At 62.8% G+C, this 14774-nt stretch carries 15 protein-coding genes; 14 read left to right on the top strand and 1 reads right to left on the bottom strand.

Going from position 1 to position 14774, the window contains the following annotated elements; all coding sequences use genetic code 11:
* Positions 1-20 precede the first annotated feature (20 nt).
* The 4 genes from J2X35_RS06610 to J2X35_RS06595 all read left to right on the top strand — a co-directional run bounded on the left by J2X35_RS06610 (position 21) and on the right by J2X35_RS06595 (position 3692).
* Positions 21-1658, top strand: coding sequence for a CTP synthase (locus J2X35_RS06610; RefSeq protein WP_310183140.1), 1638 nt, complete (start codon positions 21-23; stop codon positions 1656-1658).
* 41 nt (positions 1659-1699) lie between these two features.
* A complete protein-coding gene (locus J2X35_RS06605; RefSeq protein ID WP_056109829.1) occupies positions 1700-1900 on the top strand; it encodes a hypothetical protein in 201 nt (66 codons plus the stop codon).
* Between the two features lie 255 nt (positions 1901-2155).
* Positions 2156-2695: a DUF1697 domain-containing protein gene (locus J2X35_RS06600; RefSeq protein WP_310183138.1), complete on the top strand. Its 540-nt coding sequence runs from the start codon at positions 2156-2158 to the stop codon at positions 2693-2695.
* Between the two features lie 97 nt (positions 2696-2792).
* The gene (locus tag J2X35_RS06595) at positions 2793-3692 is read left to right on the top strand and encodes a helix-turn-helix domain-containing GNAT family N-acetyltransferase (protein WP_310183137.1); all 900 of its coding nucleotides are present in this window, start codon (positions 2793-2795) and stop codon (positions 3690-3692) included.
* A gap of 34 nt (positions 3693-3726) precedes the next feature.
* Here the strand turns inward: J2X35_RS06595 and J2X35_RS06590 are convergent, their stop codons facing one another.
* Complete coding sequence (locus J2X35_RS06590) at positions 3727-5211, bottom strand: NCS1 family nucleobase:cation symporter-1 (RefSeq protein WP_310183135.1); 1485 nt, start codon at positions 5209-5211, stop codon at positions 3727-3729.
* Between the two features lie 283 nt (positions 5212-5494).
* Between J2X35_RS06590 and J2X35_RS06585 the strand changes: the two genes are divergently transcribed.
* The 10 genes from J2X35_RS06585 to J2X35_RS06540 all read left to right on the top strand — a co-directional run bounded on the left by J2X35_RS06585 (position 5495) and on the right by J2X35_RS06540 (position 14756).
* Positions 5495-6364, top strand: coding sequence for a VOC family protein (locus J2X35_RS06585; RefSeq protein WP_310183133.1), 870 nt, complete (start codon positions 5495-5497; stop codon positions 6362-6364).
* Positions 6361-7197, top strand: a complete 837-nt coding sequence (kdsA, locus tag J2X35_RS06580; RefSeq protein ID WP_056109820.1) for a 3-deoxy-8-phosphooctulonate synthase — start codon at positions 6361-6363, stop codon at positions 7195-7197. The genes J2X35_RS06585 and kdsA overlap by 4 nt, the downstream gene beginning before the upstream one ends.
* A 108-nt stretch (positions 7198-7305) precedes the next feature.
* Positions 7306-7509 carry a dodecin family protein gene (locus J2X35_RS06575; protein ID WP_056109817.1) on the top strand — a complete coding sequence of 68 codons (204 nt, stop codon included), beginning with the start codon at positions 7306-7308 and terminating at the stop codon, positions 7507-7509.
* Positions 7510-7594: 85 nt separating this feature from the next.
* A complete protein-coding gene (locus J2X35_RS06570) occupies positions 7595-7960 on the top strand; it encodes a PRC-barrel domain-containing protein (RefSeq protein WP_310183129.1) in 366 nt (121 codons plus the stop codon).
* A 177-nt stretch (positions 7961-8137) separates the two neighbouring features.
* Positions 8138-9412, top strand: a complete 1275-nt coding sequence (eno, locus tag J2X35_RS06565; protein WP_056109814.1) for a phosphopyruvate hydratase — start codon at positions 8138-8140, stop codon at positions 9410-9412.
* A gap of 31 nt (positions 9413-9443) precedes the next feature.
* Complete coding sequence (locus J2X35_RS06560; protein ID WP_310183127.1) at positions 9444-9815, top strand: DCC1-like thiol-disulfide oxidoreductase family protein; 372 nt, start codon at positions 9444-9446, stop codon at positions 9813-9815.
* Positions 9816-9879: 64 nt separating this feature from the next.
* Positions 9880-10203, top strand: coding sequence for a septum formation initiator family protein (locus J2X35_RS06555; protein ID WP_310183125.1), 324 nt, complete (start codon positions 9880-9882; stop codon positions 10201-10203).
* Positions 10204-10378: 175 nt separating this feature from the next.
* Complete coding sequence (gene pdhA, locus J2X35_RS06550) at positions 10379-11419, top strand: pyruvate dehydrogenase (acetyl-transferring) E1 component subunit alpha (RefSeq protein WP_056109808.1); 1041 nt, start codon at positions 10379-10381, stop codon at positions 11417-11419.
* Between the two features lie 14 nt (positions 11420-11433).
* Entirely contained in the window at positions 11434-12882 is a 1449-nt protein-coding gene (locus J2X35_RS06545; RefSeq protein WP_310183122.1) for a pyruvate dehydrogenase complex E1 component subunit beta, read from the top strand.
* A gap of 485 nt (positions 12883-13367) precedes the next feature.
* Positions 13368-14756 carry a pyruvate dehydrogenase complex dihydrolipoamide acetyltransferase gene (locus J2X35_RS06540; protein WP_310183120.1) on the top strand — a complete coding sequence of 463 codons (1389 nt, stop codon included), beginning with the start codon at positions 13368-13370 and terminating at the stop codon, positions 14754-14756.
* Positions 14757-14774: the final 18 nt, after the last annotated feature.

Below are 14774 nucleotides of genomic sequence, written 5' to 3'. Positions count from 1 at the left end.
CGGTCCGGCAGCGTTAAGCGATGACTCCCATGGCCCGATATGTATTCATCACCGGCGGCGTGGTTTCCTCCCTTGGCAAAGGCATAGCCGCGGCGGCTCTCGGAGCGCTGCTGCAGGCGCGAGGTTACCGCGTGCGCATCCGCAAGCTCGACCCCTATCTCAATGTCGATCCGGGCACGATGTCCCCCTATCAGCATGGCGAGGTGTTCGTGACCGACGATGGGGCCGAGACCGATCTCGACCTCGGCCACTACGAGCGTTTCACCGGCCGCTCCGCCAACCAGCAGGACAACATCACCACCGGCCGCATCTACAAGAACATCATCGAGCGCGAGCGGCGCGGCGACTATCTCGGCGCCACCGTGCAGGTCATCCCGCACGTCACCGACGAGATCAAGAATTTCGTCCTCGAAGGCAATGACGAGTACGATTTCGTCATCTGCGAGATTGGCGGCACGGTCGGCGACATCGAGGCGATGCCGTTCCTGGAAGCGATCCGCCAGCTCGGCAACGACCTGCCGCGCAACAATGCCGTCTATGTCCACCTGACACTGATGCCGTGGATTCCGGCCGCCGGCGAGTTGAAGACCAAGCCGACTCAGCATTCGGTCAAGGAGCTCCGCTCCATCGGCATCGCGCCCGACATTCTGCTGGTGCGCGCCGACCGCTCGATCCCCAAGGAAGAGCGGCGCAAGCTGTCGCTGTTCTGCAACGTGCGCGAGAGCGCCGTCATCCAGGCGCTCGACGTAGGCCACATCTACGACGTGCCGATCGCCTATCACAAGGAAGGGCTGGATTCCGAGGTTCTGGCGGCATTCGGCATCGAGCCTGCGCCGAAGCCCCGCATGGAGCCGTGGCAAGGCGTTTCGGAGCGAATCCACAACCCCGAAGGCGAAGTCACCATCGCCATCGTCGGCAAATACACCGGCCTGAAGGACGCCTACAAGTCGCTGATCGAGGCGCTGTCGCATGGCGGCATGGCCAACCGGGTCCGGGTCAAGCTCGACTGGATCGAGAGCGAGATTTTCGAAAAGGAAGACCCGGCGCCCTGGCTGGAAAAAGTTCATGGCATCCTGGTGCCCGGCGGCTTCGGCGAGCGTGGCTCGGAAGGCAAGATCCTGGCGGCCAAGTTCGCGCGCGAGCGCAAGGTGCCGTATTTCGGCATCTGCTTCGGCATGCAGATGGCCTGCATCGAGGCTGCACGGTCGCTGGCGGGGATCGATGCCGCGTCCTCGACCGAGTTTGGCGCCACCGGCGAGCCGGTCGTCGGCCTGATGACCGAATGGTTGAAGGGCAACATGCTTGAGAAGCGCCGCGAAACGGGTGACCTCGGCGGCACGATGCGGCTCGGCGCCTATGATGCACGGCTGACCGCCGGATCTAAGATTGCCGAGATTTATGGCGATACCGACATTTCCGAGCGCCATCGCCACCGCTACGAGGTCAATATCGACTACAAGGAGCGGCTCGAGGATTGCGGCCTGGTGTTCGCCGGCATGTCGCCCGACGGCGTGCTGCCGGAGACGGTCGAATATCCCGACCATCCCTGGTTCATCGGCGTGCAGTACCACCCCGAACTGAAGAGCCGGCCGCTGGAGCCGCATCCGCTGTTCGCTTCATTCATCAACGCGGCGGTGGAGCAGTCTAGGTTGGTGTGAGGCCGTCGACGTCGGTTGGGCCAATGTGGTAGAATGGCTTCATGGGTAAGATCGAACAGATAGCCAAATCCGTCGAGGCGCTGGAAGGCAAGGAATTCGAAGCATTCGTCGAATGGTTCGAAAATCTCCGGGCAGAGCGTTGGGATCGCCAGATCGAGGCGGATGCCAAGGCCGGCAAGTTGGACAAACGCGCTGAAGAAGCGCTCGCCGAATTGGCGGCCGGACGGACCAGGCCTCTTTGAAGCATCATGCCGCATCCGCATTCTGGGATGCCTACGCAATTTTGCCTAGAGCTGTACAGCGGCAGGCCGACGTCAATTTCCGACGGCTCAAATCAGATCCATTCCATCCCTCACTGCATTTCAAACAGGTTGGCAGATATTGGTCGGTTCGTATCGGCCGTACCTACAGGGCGGTAGCAGTCAGGAAGGATGACGATCTCGTCTGGTTCTGGATCGGCACTCACGCCGAATACGACAAGCTGATCGGGTGAAACTGTGCCCAACTATGTCGCTCTCCTGTACAGCATCGTTCTGACGCCGCAGCGGCGTGTTGTCATGACCGATCTCAAGGACATGGCCGTATCGCTCGGCCTGCGGAATCCCCGCACGCTGGCCGCCACCGGCAATCTGGTTTTCGAAGCCGAGAAGACGCCCGTTGCGGACCTTGAGGCTAAGCTGGAGGCCGCCTTCGAGAAAACCTTCGGTCGCCATGTCGACATCGTCGTGCGCCCGGCCGACGCCTGGAAGAAACTCGCGCAAGGCAATCCGTTTCCGGCGGAATCGCTCGCAACGCCTGCCCAAGTCGCCGTGCGGGTGATGCGCGAGCCCGTTCCGGACGAGGTGGAGGACGAGTTGAAGGCCGCGGTCGCGCCGGACGAGAAACTGCGCATCGTCGGCGGCGACATCTGGCTGTTCTTTTCGCGCGCCACGCCCAATTCGCGCCTGCTCACCGCCTCCAACCACAAGCGCTTCGGCGTCGGAACCTCGCGCAACTGGAACACGGTGCGCAAGCTGGTCGAGATGGTGGCGGGTTGAGGCGGCGACCACGCTTCGGCATGCCTCCGGGACGGCGGGGAGCGGCCCGACACCTCCGGGTCTTGCATTGATAAAATACCTGACTTAAGTCAGATAAATGGACCAGAACGACATACGTGAAATCCGCCAGTTCAACCGTGCCGTCACGCAACGCATCGGCGTGCTTCAGGACAGCTATCTCAGCCGGGGCAGGCCGCTTGGTGAGGCGCGGCTGATCTTCGAGATCGGCGAGCAGGGCAGATACGTGAGCGACCTGCGCGCATCGCTGGGGCTGGACTCGGCCTATATGAGCCGACTGTTGCGCTCGCTGGAGCAGCAGAAGCTGGTAACCGTCGAAAAGTCGGCGCGCGACGCAAGGGCCAGACGCGCGGTGCTGACCCCGGCGGGCCGCAAGGAGTTCCGCGCCTATGACAGACTTTCCGACGATCTGGCCGCCTCGTTCCTGACGCCGCTGGACGCAGCGCGCCGAAGCCGGCTGGTCGCGGCGATGAACGAGGTGCGGCGGCTGCTGGATGCCGCGCGCATCACGATAGAAGCCGGGCCATCCTCTTCAAATGACGCCGGCTGGTGCTTGGAGCAGTATTTTGCCGAACTGGCGGTGCGCTTCGACGATGGTTTCGATCCGCTTGCCGGCAAGTCGGTCTCCGCCGCCGAAATGACGCCGCCGGCCGGCCTGTTCCTGCTGGCGCGGCTGGATGGCCGACCGGTCGGCTGCGCGGCGCTGCTGCGGCTGGACGACGAAACGGCGGAAATCAAGCGCATGTGGATCGCGCCCGAGGCGCGGGGGCTTGGCCTGGCGCGGCGGATGCTCGACCAGCTCGAAGCGGTGGCACTGCAGTGGGGCTTCCGGCGCGTGCGGCTGGACACCAACCGCGCACTGACGGAGGCGCAGGCGCTCTACCGGCGGCACGGTTATATCGAGATCGACCGCTACAACGACAATCCTTATGCGCATTGCTGGTTCGAGAAGGCGCTGTCAGCCCGGACAGGAAAATGAAAAGGGCCGCGCTGGTGCGCGGCCCTCGTCACCATCAGGCCCGTGCCGTTCTGGCGCCCGAGCCAAGCGCGGCCGAACGCAGCACGTAATAAACCGCGCCCGCGATCGCCACGCCGAAGAACCAGCCATAGACGCCCCACCAAGCCGGCAGCCAGTTGGTGAAGTTCGGCAGGATCGACGAGAACACCGCGCCGATCGCGGCGGCGATGAAGGCGTTGACGTGCCAGCCGTTCTGGAAGCGATATTCGCCGTCTTCCATGTAGAGGCCGACCACATCCAATTCGCCCTTCCGGATCAGGTAATAGTCCACCATCATGATGCCGAAGATCGGCCCCATCGTCGCGCCGATGACGTTGACGAAGGAGGCGGCGCTGCCTTCCCACGGTGCGAAGGGGTAAAGCAGCAGCGCGATCACCGCCGCGATGTAGCCACCCTTCTTGAAGTCCACCTTGCGCGGGAAGACGTTCGAGAAGTCGAAGGCCGGCGAGACGAAATTCGCCACCACGTTGATGCCAAGCGTCGCCACCGCGAAAGTGAGGGCGGCGAGCGCGGCCAGGAACCAGCTATCGAACTTGGCCGAGATCTGGTCGGGATGCAGCAGCACTTCGCCATAGACGTCGAAGGCCGCGATGGTGGTGACGCCGGCGACCAGCGAGAACAGGATGAGGTTCACCGGCAGGCCCCAGAGATTGCCCTTGCGCAACGCCGCCTTGTCCGGCGCATAGCGGGCGAAATCGCAGAAGTTCAGGTAGAGCGCCGAGAAATAGGTCACCCAGATCGCCGCGACCGCCGCCAGCGCGCCGAACGAACCCGGCGTGCCGGGAACGCCGGCATCCTTGGTCTTGTCCAGCAGCACGTCCATCGGAATGTCGCTGACGAAGCTGAACGATCCCGCCTTGACGCACAGGTAGATGGCGAGGATCAGCATCATTACCCACACGGCGGGGCCGGCCCAATCCTGGAAGCGACGAACCGTTTCCATGCCCTTCTGGATGATGAGCAGTTGCAGGCCCCACATCACCAGGAAGCAGATGACGTCGAGAGTCGAGTGGCCGAGCATATGGTTGTTGGCGTGGAAGTCGGCGAAGGCCGGCCAGCGGACAAGCAGCGCGACGATGGCCCCGGAGGCGGCGGCCGTCTGCGCGCCGTACCAGAAACAGGCGACGATGGCGCGCACCAGCGCCGGCACGTTGGCGCCCCAGATGCCGAACGAGGCGCGGGCGAGCACGGGGTAGGGCACGCCCGTCTTGACGCCGGCATAGCCGATCAGATTCATCAGCACGAAGATGATCAGCGAGCCGATGCCGATGGCGATGATGAAATTCAGGAAGCCCCCACAGAACAGGAAAAGGCTTGCCGCGAGATAGTAGCCCCACAGGCTGTGAACGTCCGAAGTCCAGACGTTGAAGATCGAGAATGGTCCCCAGTTGCGGACCGCCGCCGGCGCCAGATCCTCATTGTAGAGGTCGGGCGATGCGCCCGGTATCGACCCGGTCCCTGCTATCGTATCGGTTGTCATGTTTCGTCCCCTTGTAGCCGCGCGATGTCTCCCGCACGAACACAAGGGTACGCCTCACCTTACGGAAGGGAAACCGCGCGATTAAGTGCCTTCCGCCTTAAAGATATTCAATGCGGAGCGGGCTTATTGGGGACCGGGGAACCGAGCCGCATGTGAGTCGGTCTCAGCAGCCCCCGCGACGCCTCGTATCCCGGCTCGGCCACCTTCTATCGCAGGGCGAGAAGGCAGGACCGGGAACGACGACCTGCTTGAACCCTTCATCCAGTTCGTGCACAGGAACCGCATGATCCATTCGCTCGATCATCTCGTCCTGCCGACCGCCAGCCTCGATGTCGCACGGGCGCGGCTGACTGCGCTTGGCTTCAGCGTCGCTCCCCGTGGCAAGCATCCTTTCGGCACGGAAAACTGCTGCGTCTATCTGGCCGACGGTACGTTCCTGGAGCCGCTCGCCGTTGGCGACGCCGTGGCGGCAGGGCGAGCGGTGGCGGAAGGCAACGCCTTTGTCGCACGCGACCGAGCGTGGCGCGCGGTGCATGGCGAGGACGGATTTTCGGCGATCGTTTTCGGCACGAACGATGCCGACGCCGATCACGCGCGCTATGTCGAGGCCGGGGTTTCCGCCGGCAACCGGCTGGATTTTTCACGGCCGTTCATCGATGCGGCGGGAAAAAGCGATACGGTTTCGTTCCGGCTGGCCTTTGCGGCAGGCGGAGGGGCGTCAGACAGTTTTGCCTTCGCTTGTGAACGGGTGAACGCGCCCGAGGTGGATCGCGCCGCCCTCCAAAAACATGCCAATGGGGCCGCCGCGATCCGCGAGGTCGTCGCCGTCGGTTCCGGCCCTGATGTCGAGACAGCATTCCTTACGATTGCCGCAGGCGCTCCGGGCGGGGCCGTGAGTGCCGATATTCTCACACTGCCGAACGCGAAGATCACGACTGTGACGCCGCAGGCATTTCGCGATCGCTTCGGGGTGCAGCCGGTATCGGCGTCGGGCCTGCGATTCGCGGCGGTGGTCTTCCAGATTTCCGACAGCGACGCGGTTGCGCGGCTTCTTTCCGCCAACACGGTCGAATATCGTATATTCGAACACCATATTGTCATCGACGCCGCGCCCGGTCAGGGCGCGATCTTTATTTTCGAGGAAAGAGCATGAGCAAGCCCAATGCAGCCGTGACCGTCGGCAACGTCACTTTCGACAATGCCGCGCCGCTGGCGCTGATCGCCGGTCCTTGCCAGCTCGAATCGCGCCAGCACGCCTTCGACATGGCGGGCGCGCTCAAGGAACTGACCGGCAAGCTTGGCATCGGCCTCGTCTACAAGACGAGCTACGACAAGGCGAACCGCACGTCGCTTTCCGCCACACGGGGGGCCGGGCTGGAAATGGCGCTGCCCATATTCGACGATCTGCGGAAAGAATTCGGCCTTCCGGTGCTCACCGACATCCACTCGGAAGAGCAGTGCGCGTTGGTCGCCCCGCATGTCGACGTGCTGCAGATACCGGCTTTCCTCAGCCGCCAGACCGACCTGCTGGTCGCCGCGGCCAAGACCGGCAAGGTCATCAACGTGAAGAAGGGCCAGTTCCTGGCGCCGTGGGACATGAAGAACGTTGTCGCCAAGATCACCGACTCCGGCAATCCGAATGTGCTGACCACCGAGCGCGGCGCCTCCTTCGGCTACAACACGCTGGTCTCCGACATGCGGGCGCTGCCGATCATGGCCGATATCGGCGCGCCGGTGATCTTCGACGCCACCCATTCGGTGCAGCAGCCCGGAGGGCAGGGCGGCTCGTCCGGCGGCGAAAGACGTTTCGTCGCGACGCTCTCGCGGGCGGCCGTCGCGGTCGGCGTCGCCGGCGTGTTCATCGAAACGCATCAGGACCCCGACAATTCGACCTCCTCGGACGGCCCGAACATGGTGCCGCTGAAAGACATGCCCGCGCTGCTGGAGACGCTGATGCGGCTGGATCAGGTCGCCAAAGGGTCATAGGAAAGCGCCTGGAGCCTGCCCCAGGCGTTTGCTGTTTCGCCTTATGCTTGTGGTGGCCGGGCGGCAGTTGTAGGCTCGACCGGCGGATGGGATTGTCAGGAGGAAATCATGAGCGTAGCCCGTGTGACCGAAATCACCTCGTCGTCCAAGGTGAGCTTTCAGGATGCCTTGGAGCGCGGCATCGACCGCGCCAACAAGACGCTGAAGAACGTCCGGGGCGCCTGGGTCCAGGAGCAGAAGGTCGAGATCGAAGACGGCAAGATCGTCGCCTATCGCGTCAACATGAAAGTGACTTTCGTCCTGACGGATTGATCGCCTCTACGCCGAAAAAGTCCGGAACTTTCGTCCCGTCTCGTCATTGACGTCGCATCAGTCACACAATGACGAGGAGTAAATCATGACGACCCAGACAGGACACACCGAAGCCATTTCCGCCTCGCGTGTTATCGGCACGTCGGTCTACAACACCGAAGGCGACAGCATCGGCTCCATCGAAGACGTGATGCTGGACAAGCTCTCCAACGGCATCATGTTCGCTGTCATCGGCTTTGGCGGTTTTCTCGGCATTGGCGAGAAATACCACGCCATTCCGTGGTCGAGCCTCGACTATGACGGGGACAAGGGCGGCTATGTCGTGCCGTACAGCAAGGAGCAGCTGAAGGCGGCGCCTGCCTATTCGATCAAGGAACTCACCACCGCTGACGGCGAAACGGCTCGCAACGCCTCTTATGAATATTATGGCGTCCAGCCTTACTGGAACTGATCGCCACAGACTTCGAACGGAAAGCCCGGGCAGTGCCCGGGCTTTTTGCGTTCCAACCCCTGAGCCGAGGCAGGAAATGCAACCCTGCCGCCGGCAATATTTGCGGCGGCGGATTGCCTTTTGCGGCACTTTGGCTAAGACGTGCCACGTCTCCAACCGATCACCGGGAACCTCGCCATGACCGCCATCGTCGATATTGTGGGCCGTGAAATTCTGGACAGCCGTGGCAATCCGACCGTCGAGGTCGATGTCATTCTGGAGGACGGCTCGATGGGCCGGGCGGCGGTTCCCTCGGGCGCATCGACCGGCGCGCATGAAGCCATGGAGCTGCGCGACGGCGGCTCGCGCTACCTCGGCAAGGGCGTCGAGCGGGCGGTCGAGGCGGTCAACGGCGAACTGTTCGAGGCGATCGGCGGCATGGAAGCCGAAAACCAGATCCACATCGACCAGACCATGATCGAGCTGGACGGCACGCCGAACAAGAGCCGCCTCGGCGCCAATGCGATCCTCGGCGTTTCGCTGGCGGTGGCGAAGGCGGCGGCGGAGGCGGCCGACCTGCCGCTCTACAAATATGTCGGCGGCGCCAACGCGCATGTCCTGCCGGTGCCGATGATGAACATCATCAATGGCGGCGCCCATGCCGACAATCCGATCGACTTCCAGGAATTCATGATCATCCCGGTCGGCGCCTCGTCGCTGCGCGAAGCCGTGCGCTGGGGTTCGGAAATCTTCCACACGCTGAAGAAGCGGCTGAAGGATGCCGGCCACAACACCAATGTCGGCGACGAGGGCGGTTTCGCGCCGAACTTGAAGAGCGCACAGGCGGCGCTCGATTTCGTCATGCAGTCGATAGAGAAGGCGGGCTTCAAGCCCGGCGAGGAAGTGGCGCTCGGCCTCGATTGCGCCGCCACCGAATTCTTCAAGGACGGCAACTACGTCTACGAAGGCGAGAAGAAGACGCGCGACCCCAAGGCGCAGGCCAAATACCTGGCCAAGCTCGCCGCCGACTATCCGATCATCTCCATCGAGGACGGTATGGCCGAGGACGACTGGGAAGGCTGGAAGCATCTCACCGACCTCGTCGGCAAGAAGGTGCAGCTGGTCGGCGACGATCTCTTCGTCACCAACACCGCACGGCTGCGCGACGGCATCCGCATGGGCGTCGCCAACTCGATCCTCGTCAAGGTCAACCAGATCGGCTCGCTGACGGAAACGCTGGACGCCGTCGAAACCGCGCACAAGGCGGCCTATACGGCGGTCATGTCGCATCGTTCCGGCGAAACCGAGGATTCGACCATCGCCGACCTGGCGGTTGCGACGAACTGCGGACAGATCAAGACCGGCTCGCTCGCCCGCTCCGACCGCACCGCGAAGTACAACCAGCTGATCCGCATCGAGGAAGAACTCGGCAGGCAGGCGCGCTACGCCGGGACGTCGATCCTCAAGGCCTGATCGGGTCTTCCAGCCCTCGAAAGGGCGCAGGATGACGCTGACCGTCTGGTACAACACTCGTTGCCCGGTCTGCGATGCCGGCATCAGGCGGCAGAAGCGCCGCCTGATCGAGGCCGTGAAGGCCGGCTTCATCGAATTCCGCGATATAAATCTTGAGCCATGCGCGCTGGCCCGGTTCGGCGCGTCCGTCGACGACATAAGGCGGCGGCTTCACGCGACGGATGATGGCGGCAACCTTCTCGTCGGAGCCGACGTCATGTTCGCGATATGGCGGCGCACGCCGGGCGAGGGGTGGATCGCCGGCCTGCTCGGCAATCCGCTGACGGCGCCGGTCACGCGATTTCTCTATGACCGGTTCGCCGAACTGCTTTTTGCATGGAATCGCCGCCATGGGCGCTGGTAATACCGAATCCGTAACCGTCCATTAAGCACAATCGAGCGAGAAAGGAGCGACGAGGATTCCTTTCATGTGGACACGCCAGCACAAGCAGACGAACACAGGCCGGCTGATCATTCCCACGATCAGCGCCGTCGTGCTGGCCTATTTCGGCTTTCACGCCTATCATGGCGAATTCGGGATTTACTCGAAGTACCGGCTGCAGGCGCAGACCCAGGATCTGCAGGCGCAGTTCGATGCCATCAAAGGTCGCCGGACCGAACTGGAGCGGCGCGTGCAGCTGTTGCATGACGGAACGCTCGAGAAAGACATGCTCGACGAGCAGGCGCGCCGGGCGCTCAACCTTTCGCACGCCGACGAGGTCGTCATCATGCGGCCGGGAAATATTGATTAACTGAATTCCAGTTAATCAAGTTAATTTTCAATGATTCTAGGTGTTTAGATGCATGCCAGCCATGCATTTTTCCGCATGGCCGAACGGCATTCAGCATGCTAGCCTTTTCCCCAATCAGGTGGGAGGCAAAACTCCCTTCTCATGTCCGCGAAGAGACGCCATCAGGGAGTGATGCATGGCCACTGCAGCCAAAAAAGCGCCTGCCAAATCGAAATCCGAGTCCAAAACCGCCGTGCCGGCGACGCCGAAGCCGGCTGATTTCAGCAAGCAGGAGGAGTTCGCGGCCTACAAGGGCATGCTGCTCATCCGGCGTTTCGAGGAAAAGGCCGGCCAGCTTTACGGCATGGGATTCATCGGCGGTTTCTGCCACCTTTATATCGGCCAGGAAGCCGTCGTCACCGGCATGAAGATGTCGCTGCAGGACGGCGACCAGATGATCACCGCCTACCGTGACCACGGCCATATGCTGGCCATGGACATGTCGCCGCGTGGCGTCATGGCGGAGTTGACGGGCCGGCGCGGCGGTTATTCGCACGGCAAGGGCGGCTCCATGCACATGTTCTCAAAGGAGAAGAATTTCTACGGCGGCCATGGCATTGTCGGCGCGCAGGTATCGCTGGGCACTGGACTGGCCTTCGCCAACCGCTATCGCGAGAACAAGAGCGTCTCGCTGACCTATTTCGGCGACGGCGCCGCCAACCAGGGGCAGGTCTACGAAAGCTTCAACATGGCCTCGCTGTGGAAGCTGCCGGTGATCTACATCATCGAGAACAACCGCTACGCCATGGGCACGGCTGTCACACGCTCTTCGGCCGAAACCAATTTCTCGCATCGTGGCGCCTCGTTCAAGATTCCCGGCATTCAGGTCGACGGCATGGACGTGCGCGCGGTCAAGGCTGCCGGCGAGGTCGCAACCGAATGGTGCCGCGCCGGCAAGGGGCCGATCATCCTCGAGATGCAGACCTACCGCTATCGCGGCCACTCCATGTCCGATCCGGCCAAGTACCGGTCGAAGGAGGAGGTGCAGAAAATGCGCTCCGACCACGACCCGATCGAGCAGGTCAAGGCCCGTCTGCTGGCCAAGAAGTGGGCAAGCGAGGACGAACTGAAGGCCATCGACAAGGAGGTTCGCGACATCGTCGCCGACGCCGCGGAATTTGCCCAGAACGATCCCGAGCCGGATGCATCCGAGCTCTGGACCGACATCGTACTCTAAGGGAGGGCAGGGATATGCCGATCGAAATTCTCATGCCCGCTCTCTCGCCGACGATGGAAGAGGGCAATCTCGCCAAGTGGCTCAAGAACGAGGGCGACAAGATTTCCTCGGGCGACGTGATCGCCGAGATCGAGACCGACAAGGCGACCATGGAAGTGGAAGCCGTCGATGAAGGCACGCTGGGCAAGATCCTGATCGCCGCCGGCACCGAGGGCGTCAAGGTCAACACGCCGATCGCTGTGCTGCTGCAGGACGGCGAAAGCGCCGGCGATGTGAAGGCGAGCGACGCCAAGACTGGCGGCGACAGCAAGCCGGAGCCGAAGGCGGAAAGCAGCGACGAACCCGAGCAGGCGGCGGACGACGCCGGCGGCAAGGCCCGCGAGGCGGACGAGGAAGCCGCTCCGAAGGAGGCGACCAAGGTCGCCGCCGCGCCGAAAACCGAAATCGCGGCAGATCCCGACATTCCGGCCGGCACCGAGATGGTCTCCACCACCGTGCGCGAAGCCTTGCGCGACGCCATGGCCGAGGAAATGCGCCGCGACCCCGACGTTTTCGTCATGGGCGAGGAGGTGGCCGAGTACCAGGGCGCCTACAAGATCACCCAGGGGCTGCTGCAGGAATTCGGCGCCAGGCGCGTCGTCGACACGCCGATCACCGAGCATGGCTTCGCCGGCGTCGGCGTCGGCGCGGCGATGGCCGGGTTGAAGCCGATCGTGGAGTTCATGACCTTCAACTTCGCCATGCAGGCGATCGACCAGATCATCAATTCGGCGGCCAAGACGCTCTACATGTCGGGCGGCCAGATGGGGGCGCCGATGGTGTTCCGCGGGCCGAACGGCGCGGCGGCGCGCGTCGCCGCGCAGCACAGCCAGGACTACGCCGCCTGGTACAGCCATGTTCCGGGCCTCAAGGTCGTCCAGCCTTACACGGCGGCCGACGCCAAGGGCCTGCTCAAGGCGGCGATCCGCGATCCCAATCCGGTGATTTTCCTCGAGAACGAAATCCTCTACGGCCAGTCCTTCGACGTGCCGAAGCTGGACGATTTCGTGCTGCCGATCGGCAAGGCGCGCATCCACAAGGCGGGCAAGGATGTCACGCTCGTGTCGTGGGGCATCGGCATGACCTATGCGATCAAGGCCGAGGCCGAACTTGCCAAGCTGGGCATCGATGTCGAGATCATCGATTTGCGCACCATCCGCCCGATGGATCTCGATACGGTGATCGCCTCGGTGAAGAAGACCAACAGGCTGGTGACGGTGGAGGAAGGCTATCCGCAGTCCTCCGTTGGCGACTACATCGCCAACCAGGTGTCGCGGCAGGCGTTCGACTATCTCGACGCGCCGGTCATCACCATAGCCGGCAAGGACGTGCCGATGCCTTATGCGGCCAATCTCGAAAAGCTGGCCCTGCCGAATGTCGGCGAGGTCGTCGAGGCGGTTAAAGCCGTTACATATCGGGGCTGAAGGTGGAACATAATCCGGACTCCTGGGATTTGATCACTGGTGAGCGAGACACGCTCGGTGTGCTCACATTCAGGGAGTCTGACCAGCCTTGGTGGATTTGCGATTTTGAGCCAGTTCCTGCATTCGAACGATACCGCCATTTTTTCGAGGCAGAGACAGTGCCGATTGGGGACGATGATTCAGCCTTACTGGCGAGTCATGACGAATGGTTGATTTCCATGAAGTTTCGGCTTCGATCGCGAATGGACGCAGAGCTTCCCAATGCTGCAGAGATGGGCATTGTCGACATCGATATGTCTACCTCTACAGCGTTCTTCAGACCGACCGATGAGTACTGTCAGGCTAGATCGAAGGAGGGGTTTGATGCATCGGCACACCTCTGATCCGATTCTTGAACATGTCTGCCTAACTCAAAGGATATTATTCGACTTCTGGTTGCCGAACTTTAACGAGAGCCCGGAAGCCCTGTACGCGGGAGGATACTAATGCCTATCAACATCACCATGCCGGCCCTCTCGCCCACGATGGAGGAGGGCAATCTCGCCAAGTGGTTGGTCAAGGAAGGCGACAAGGTTTCGCCTGGCGACGTGATCGCGGAGATCGAGACTGACAAGGCGACGATGGAGGTCGAGGCCGTCGATGAAGGGACGGTGGCCAAGCTGGTCGTTCCGGCAGGCACCGAAGGCGTCAAGGTCAATGCGCTGATCGCCATTCTGGCGGCGGAAGGCGAGGACGCGGGCGCTGCCGCGAAGGGCGGCGATGCCCCGGCCAAGGCCGATGCGCCGAAGACGGAGGCCAAAGACGAGGCGCCCAAGCAGGAGGCTCCGAAGGGTGAAGCACCCAAGACTGAGGCAAAAGCCGAAGTGCCAAAGGCAGACGCTGCCGCCGCGCCTGCCAAGCCGGCCGCAAACGGCGCAGCCGCAAGTGGCGATCGCGTTTTCGCCTCGCCGCTGGCGCGCCGCATCGCCAAGGATGGCGGCATAGACCTTTCGGCCGTCACCGGTTCCGGTCCGCATGGCCGTATCGTCAAGGCCGATGTCGAGGCGGCATCGAGTGGCGGTGGCGCGAAAGCCGCTGCTGCTCCGGTTGCCGGGCAGGGTGCCGCCGCGCCGGCGCCGAAGGCAATGTCGGACGATGCCGTGCTGAAGCTGTTCGAGCAGGGCTCCTACGAGCTCGTCCCGCACGACAATATGCGCAAGACCATCGCGCGGCGTCTGGTCGAGGCGAAGTCGACCATTCCGCATTTCTACCTGACGCTGGACTGCGAGCTCGACGCGCTGCTGGCCCTGCGCTCGCAGCTCAATGCGGCGGCGCCGATGAAGAAGACCGACAAGGGCGAAGCGCCGACCTACAAGCTGTCGGTCAACGACATGGTCATCAAGGCGATGGCGATGGCGCTGGTCGCGGTGCCCGATGCGAATGCATCGTGGACCGAGCAGGCGATGGTCAAGCACAAGCACGCCGATGTCGGCGTCGCCGTGTCGATCCCCGGCGGGCTGATCACGCCGATCATCCGCAAGGCCGAGCAGAAGACGCTGTCCGCTATCTCCAATGAGATGAAGGACTTGGCCAACAGGGCCAAGAACCGGAAGCTGAAGCCGGAAGAGTATCAGGGCGGCACCACTTCCGTGTCCAATCTCGGCATGTTCGGCATCAAGGATTTCGCCGCGGTCATCAACCCGCCGCAGGCGACCATCCTTGCGGTCGGGGCCGGCGAGCAGCGCCCGGTGGTGAAGGACGGCGAGGTCAAGGTGGCGACGGTGATGTCGGTGACCCTGTCGACGGACCATCGCGCCGTCGATGGCGCGCTGGGCGCGGAACTGCTTGTGGCCTTCAAGCGCTACATCGAAAACCCGATGGGGATGCTGGTCTAGCAGCGTGGAGGCCGTGAC

The organism is Mesorhizobium sp. BE184, from assembly GCF_031457045.1.
Taxonomy (GTDB): domain Bacteria; phylum Pseudomonadota; class Alphaproteobacteria; order Rhizobiales; family Rhizobiaceae; genus Mesorhizobium.
The sequence above is the reverse complement of the archived record's forward strand: the minus strand, read 5'-3'. Positions and strand labels throughout refer to the sequence as shown.

Excerpts from the sequence above, each read along its gene's own strand:
- J2X35_RS06610 (WP_310183140.1), top strand. The coding sequence starts at position 21 with ATGACTCCCATGGCCCGATATGTATTCATCACCGGCGGCGTGGTTTCC.
- J2X35_RS06605 (WP_056109829.1), top strand. The coding sequence starts at position 1,700 with ATGGGTAAGATCGAACAGATAGCCAAATCCGTCGAGGCGCTGGAAGGC.
- J2X35_RS06595 (WP_310183137.1), top strand. The coding sequence starts at position 2,793 with ATGGACCAGAACGACATACGTGAAATCCGCCAGTTCAACCGTGCCGTC.
- J2X35_RS06590 (WP_310183135.1), bottom strand. The coding sequence starts at position 5,211 with ATGACAACCGATACGATAGCAGGGACCGGGTCGATACCGGGCGCATCG.
- J2X35_RS06585 (WP_310183133.1), top strand. The coding sequence starts at position 5,495 with ATGATCCATTCGCTCGATCATCTCGTCCTGCCGACCGCCAGCCTCGAT.
- kdsA (WP_056109820.1), top strand. The coding sequence starts at position 6,361 with ATGAGCAAGCCCAATGCAGCCGTGACCGTCGGCAACGTCACTTTCGAC.
- J2X35_RS06575 (WP_056109817.1), top strand. The coding sequence starts at position 7,306 with ATGAGCGTAGCCCGTGTGACCGAAATCACCTCGTCGTCCAAGGTGAGC.
- J2X35_RS06570 (WP_310183129.1), top strand. The coding sequence starts at position 7,595 with ATGACGACCCAGACAGGACACACCGAAGCCATTTCCGCCTCGCGTGTT.
- eno (WP_056109814.1), top strand. The coding sequence starts at position 8,138 with ATGACCGCCATCGTCGATATTGTGGGCCGTGAAATTCTGGACAGCCGT.
- J2X35_RS06560 (WP_310183127.1), top strand. The coding sequence starts at position 9,444 with ATGACGCTGACCGTCTGGTACAACACTCGTTGCCCGGTCTGCGATGCC.
- J2X35_RS06555 (WP_310183125.1), top strand. The coding sequence starts at position 9,880 with ATGTGGACACGCCAGCACAAGCAGACGAACACAGGCCGGCTGATCATT.
- pdhA (WP_056109808.1), top strand. The coding sequence starts at position 10,379 with ATGGCCACTGCAGCCAAAAAAGCGCCTGCCAAATCGAAATCCGAGTCC.
- J2X35_RS06545 (WP_310183122.1), top strand. The coding sequence starts at position 11,434 with ATGCCGATCGAAATTCTCATGCCCGCTCTCTCGCCGACGATGGAAGAG.
- J2X35_RS06540 (WP_310183120.1), top strand. The coding sequence starts at position 13,368 with ATGCCTATCAACATCACCATGCCGGCCCTCTCGCCCACGATGGAGGAG.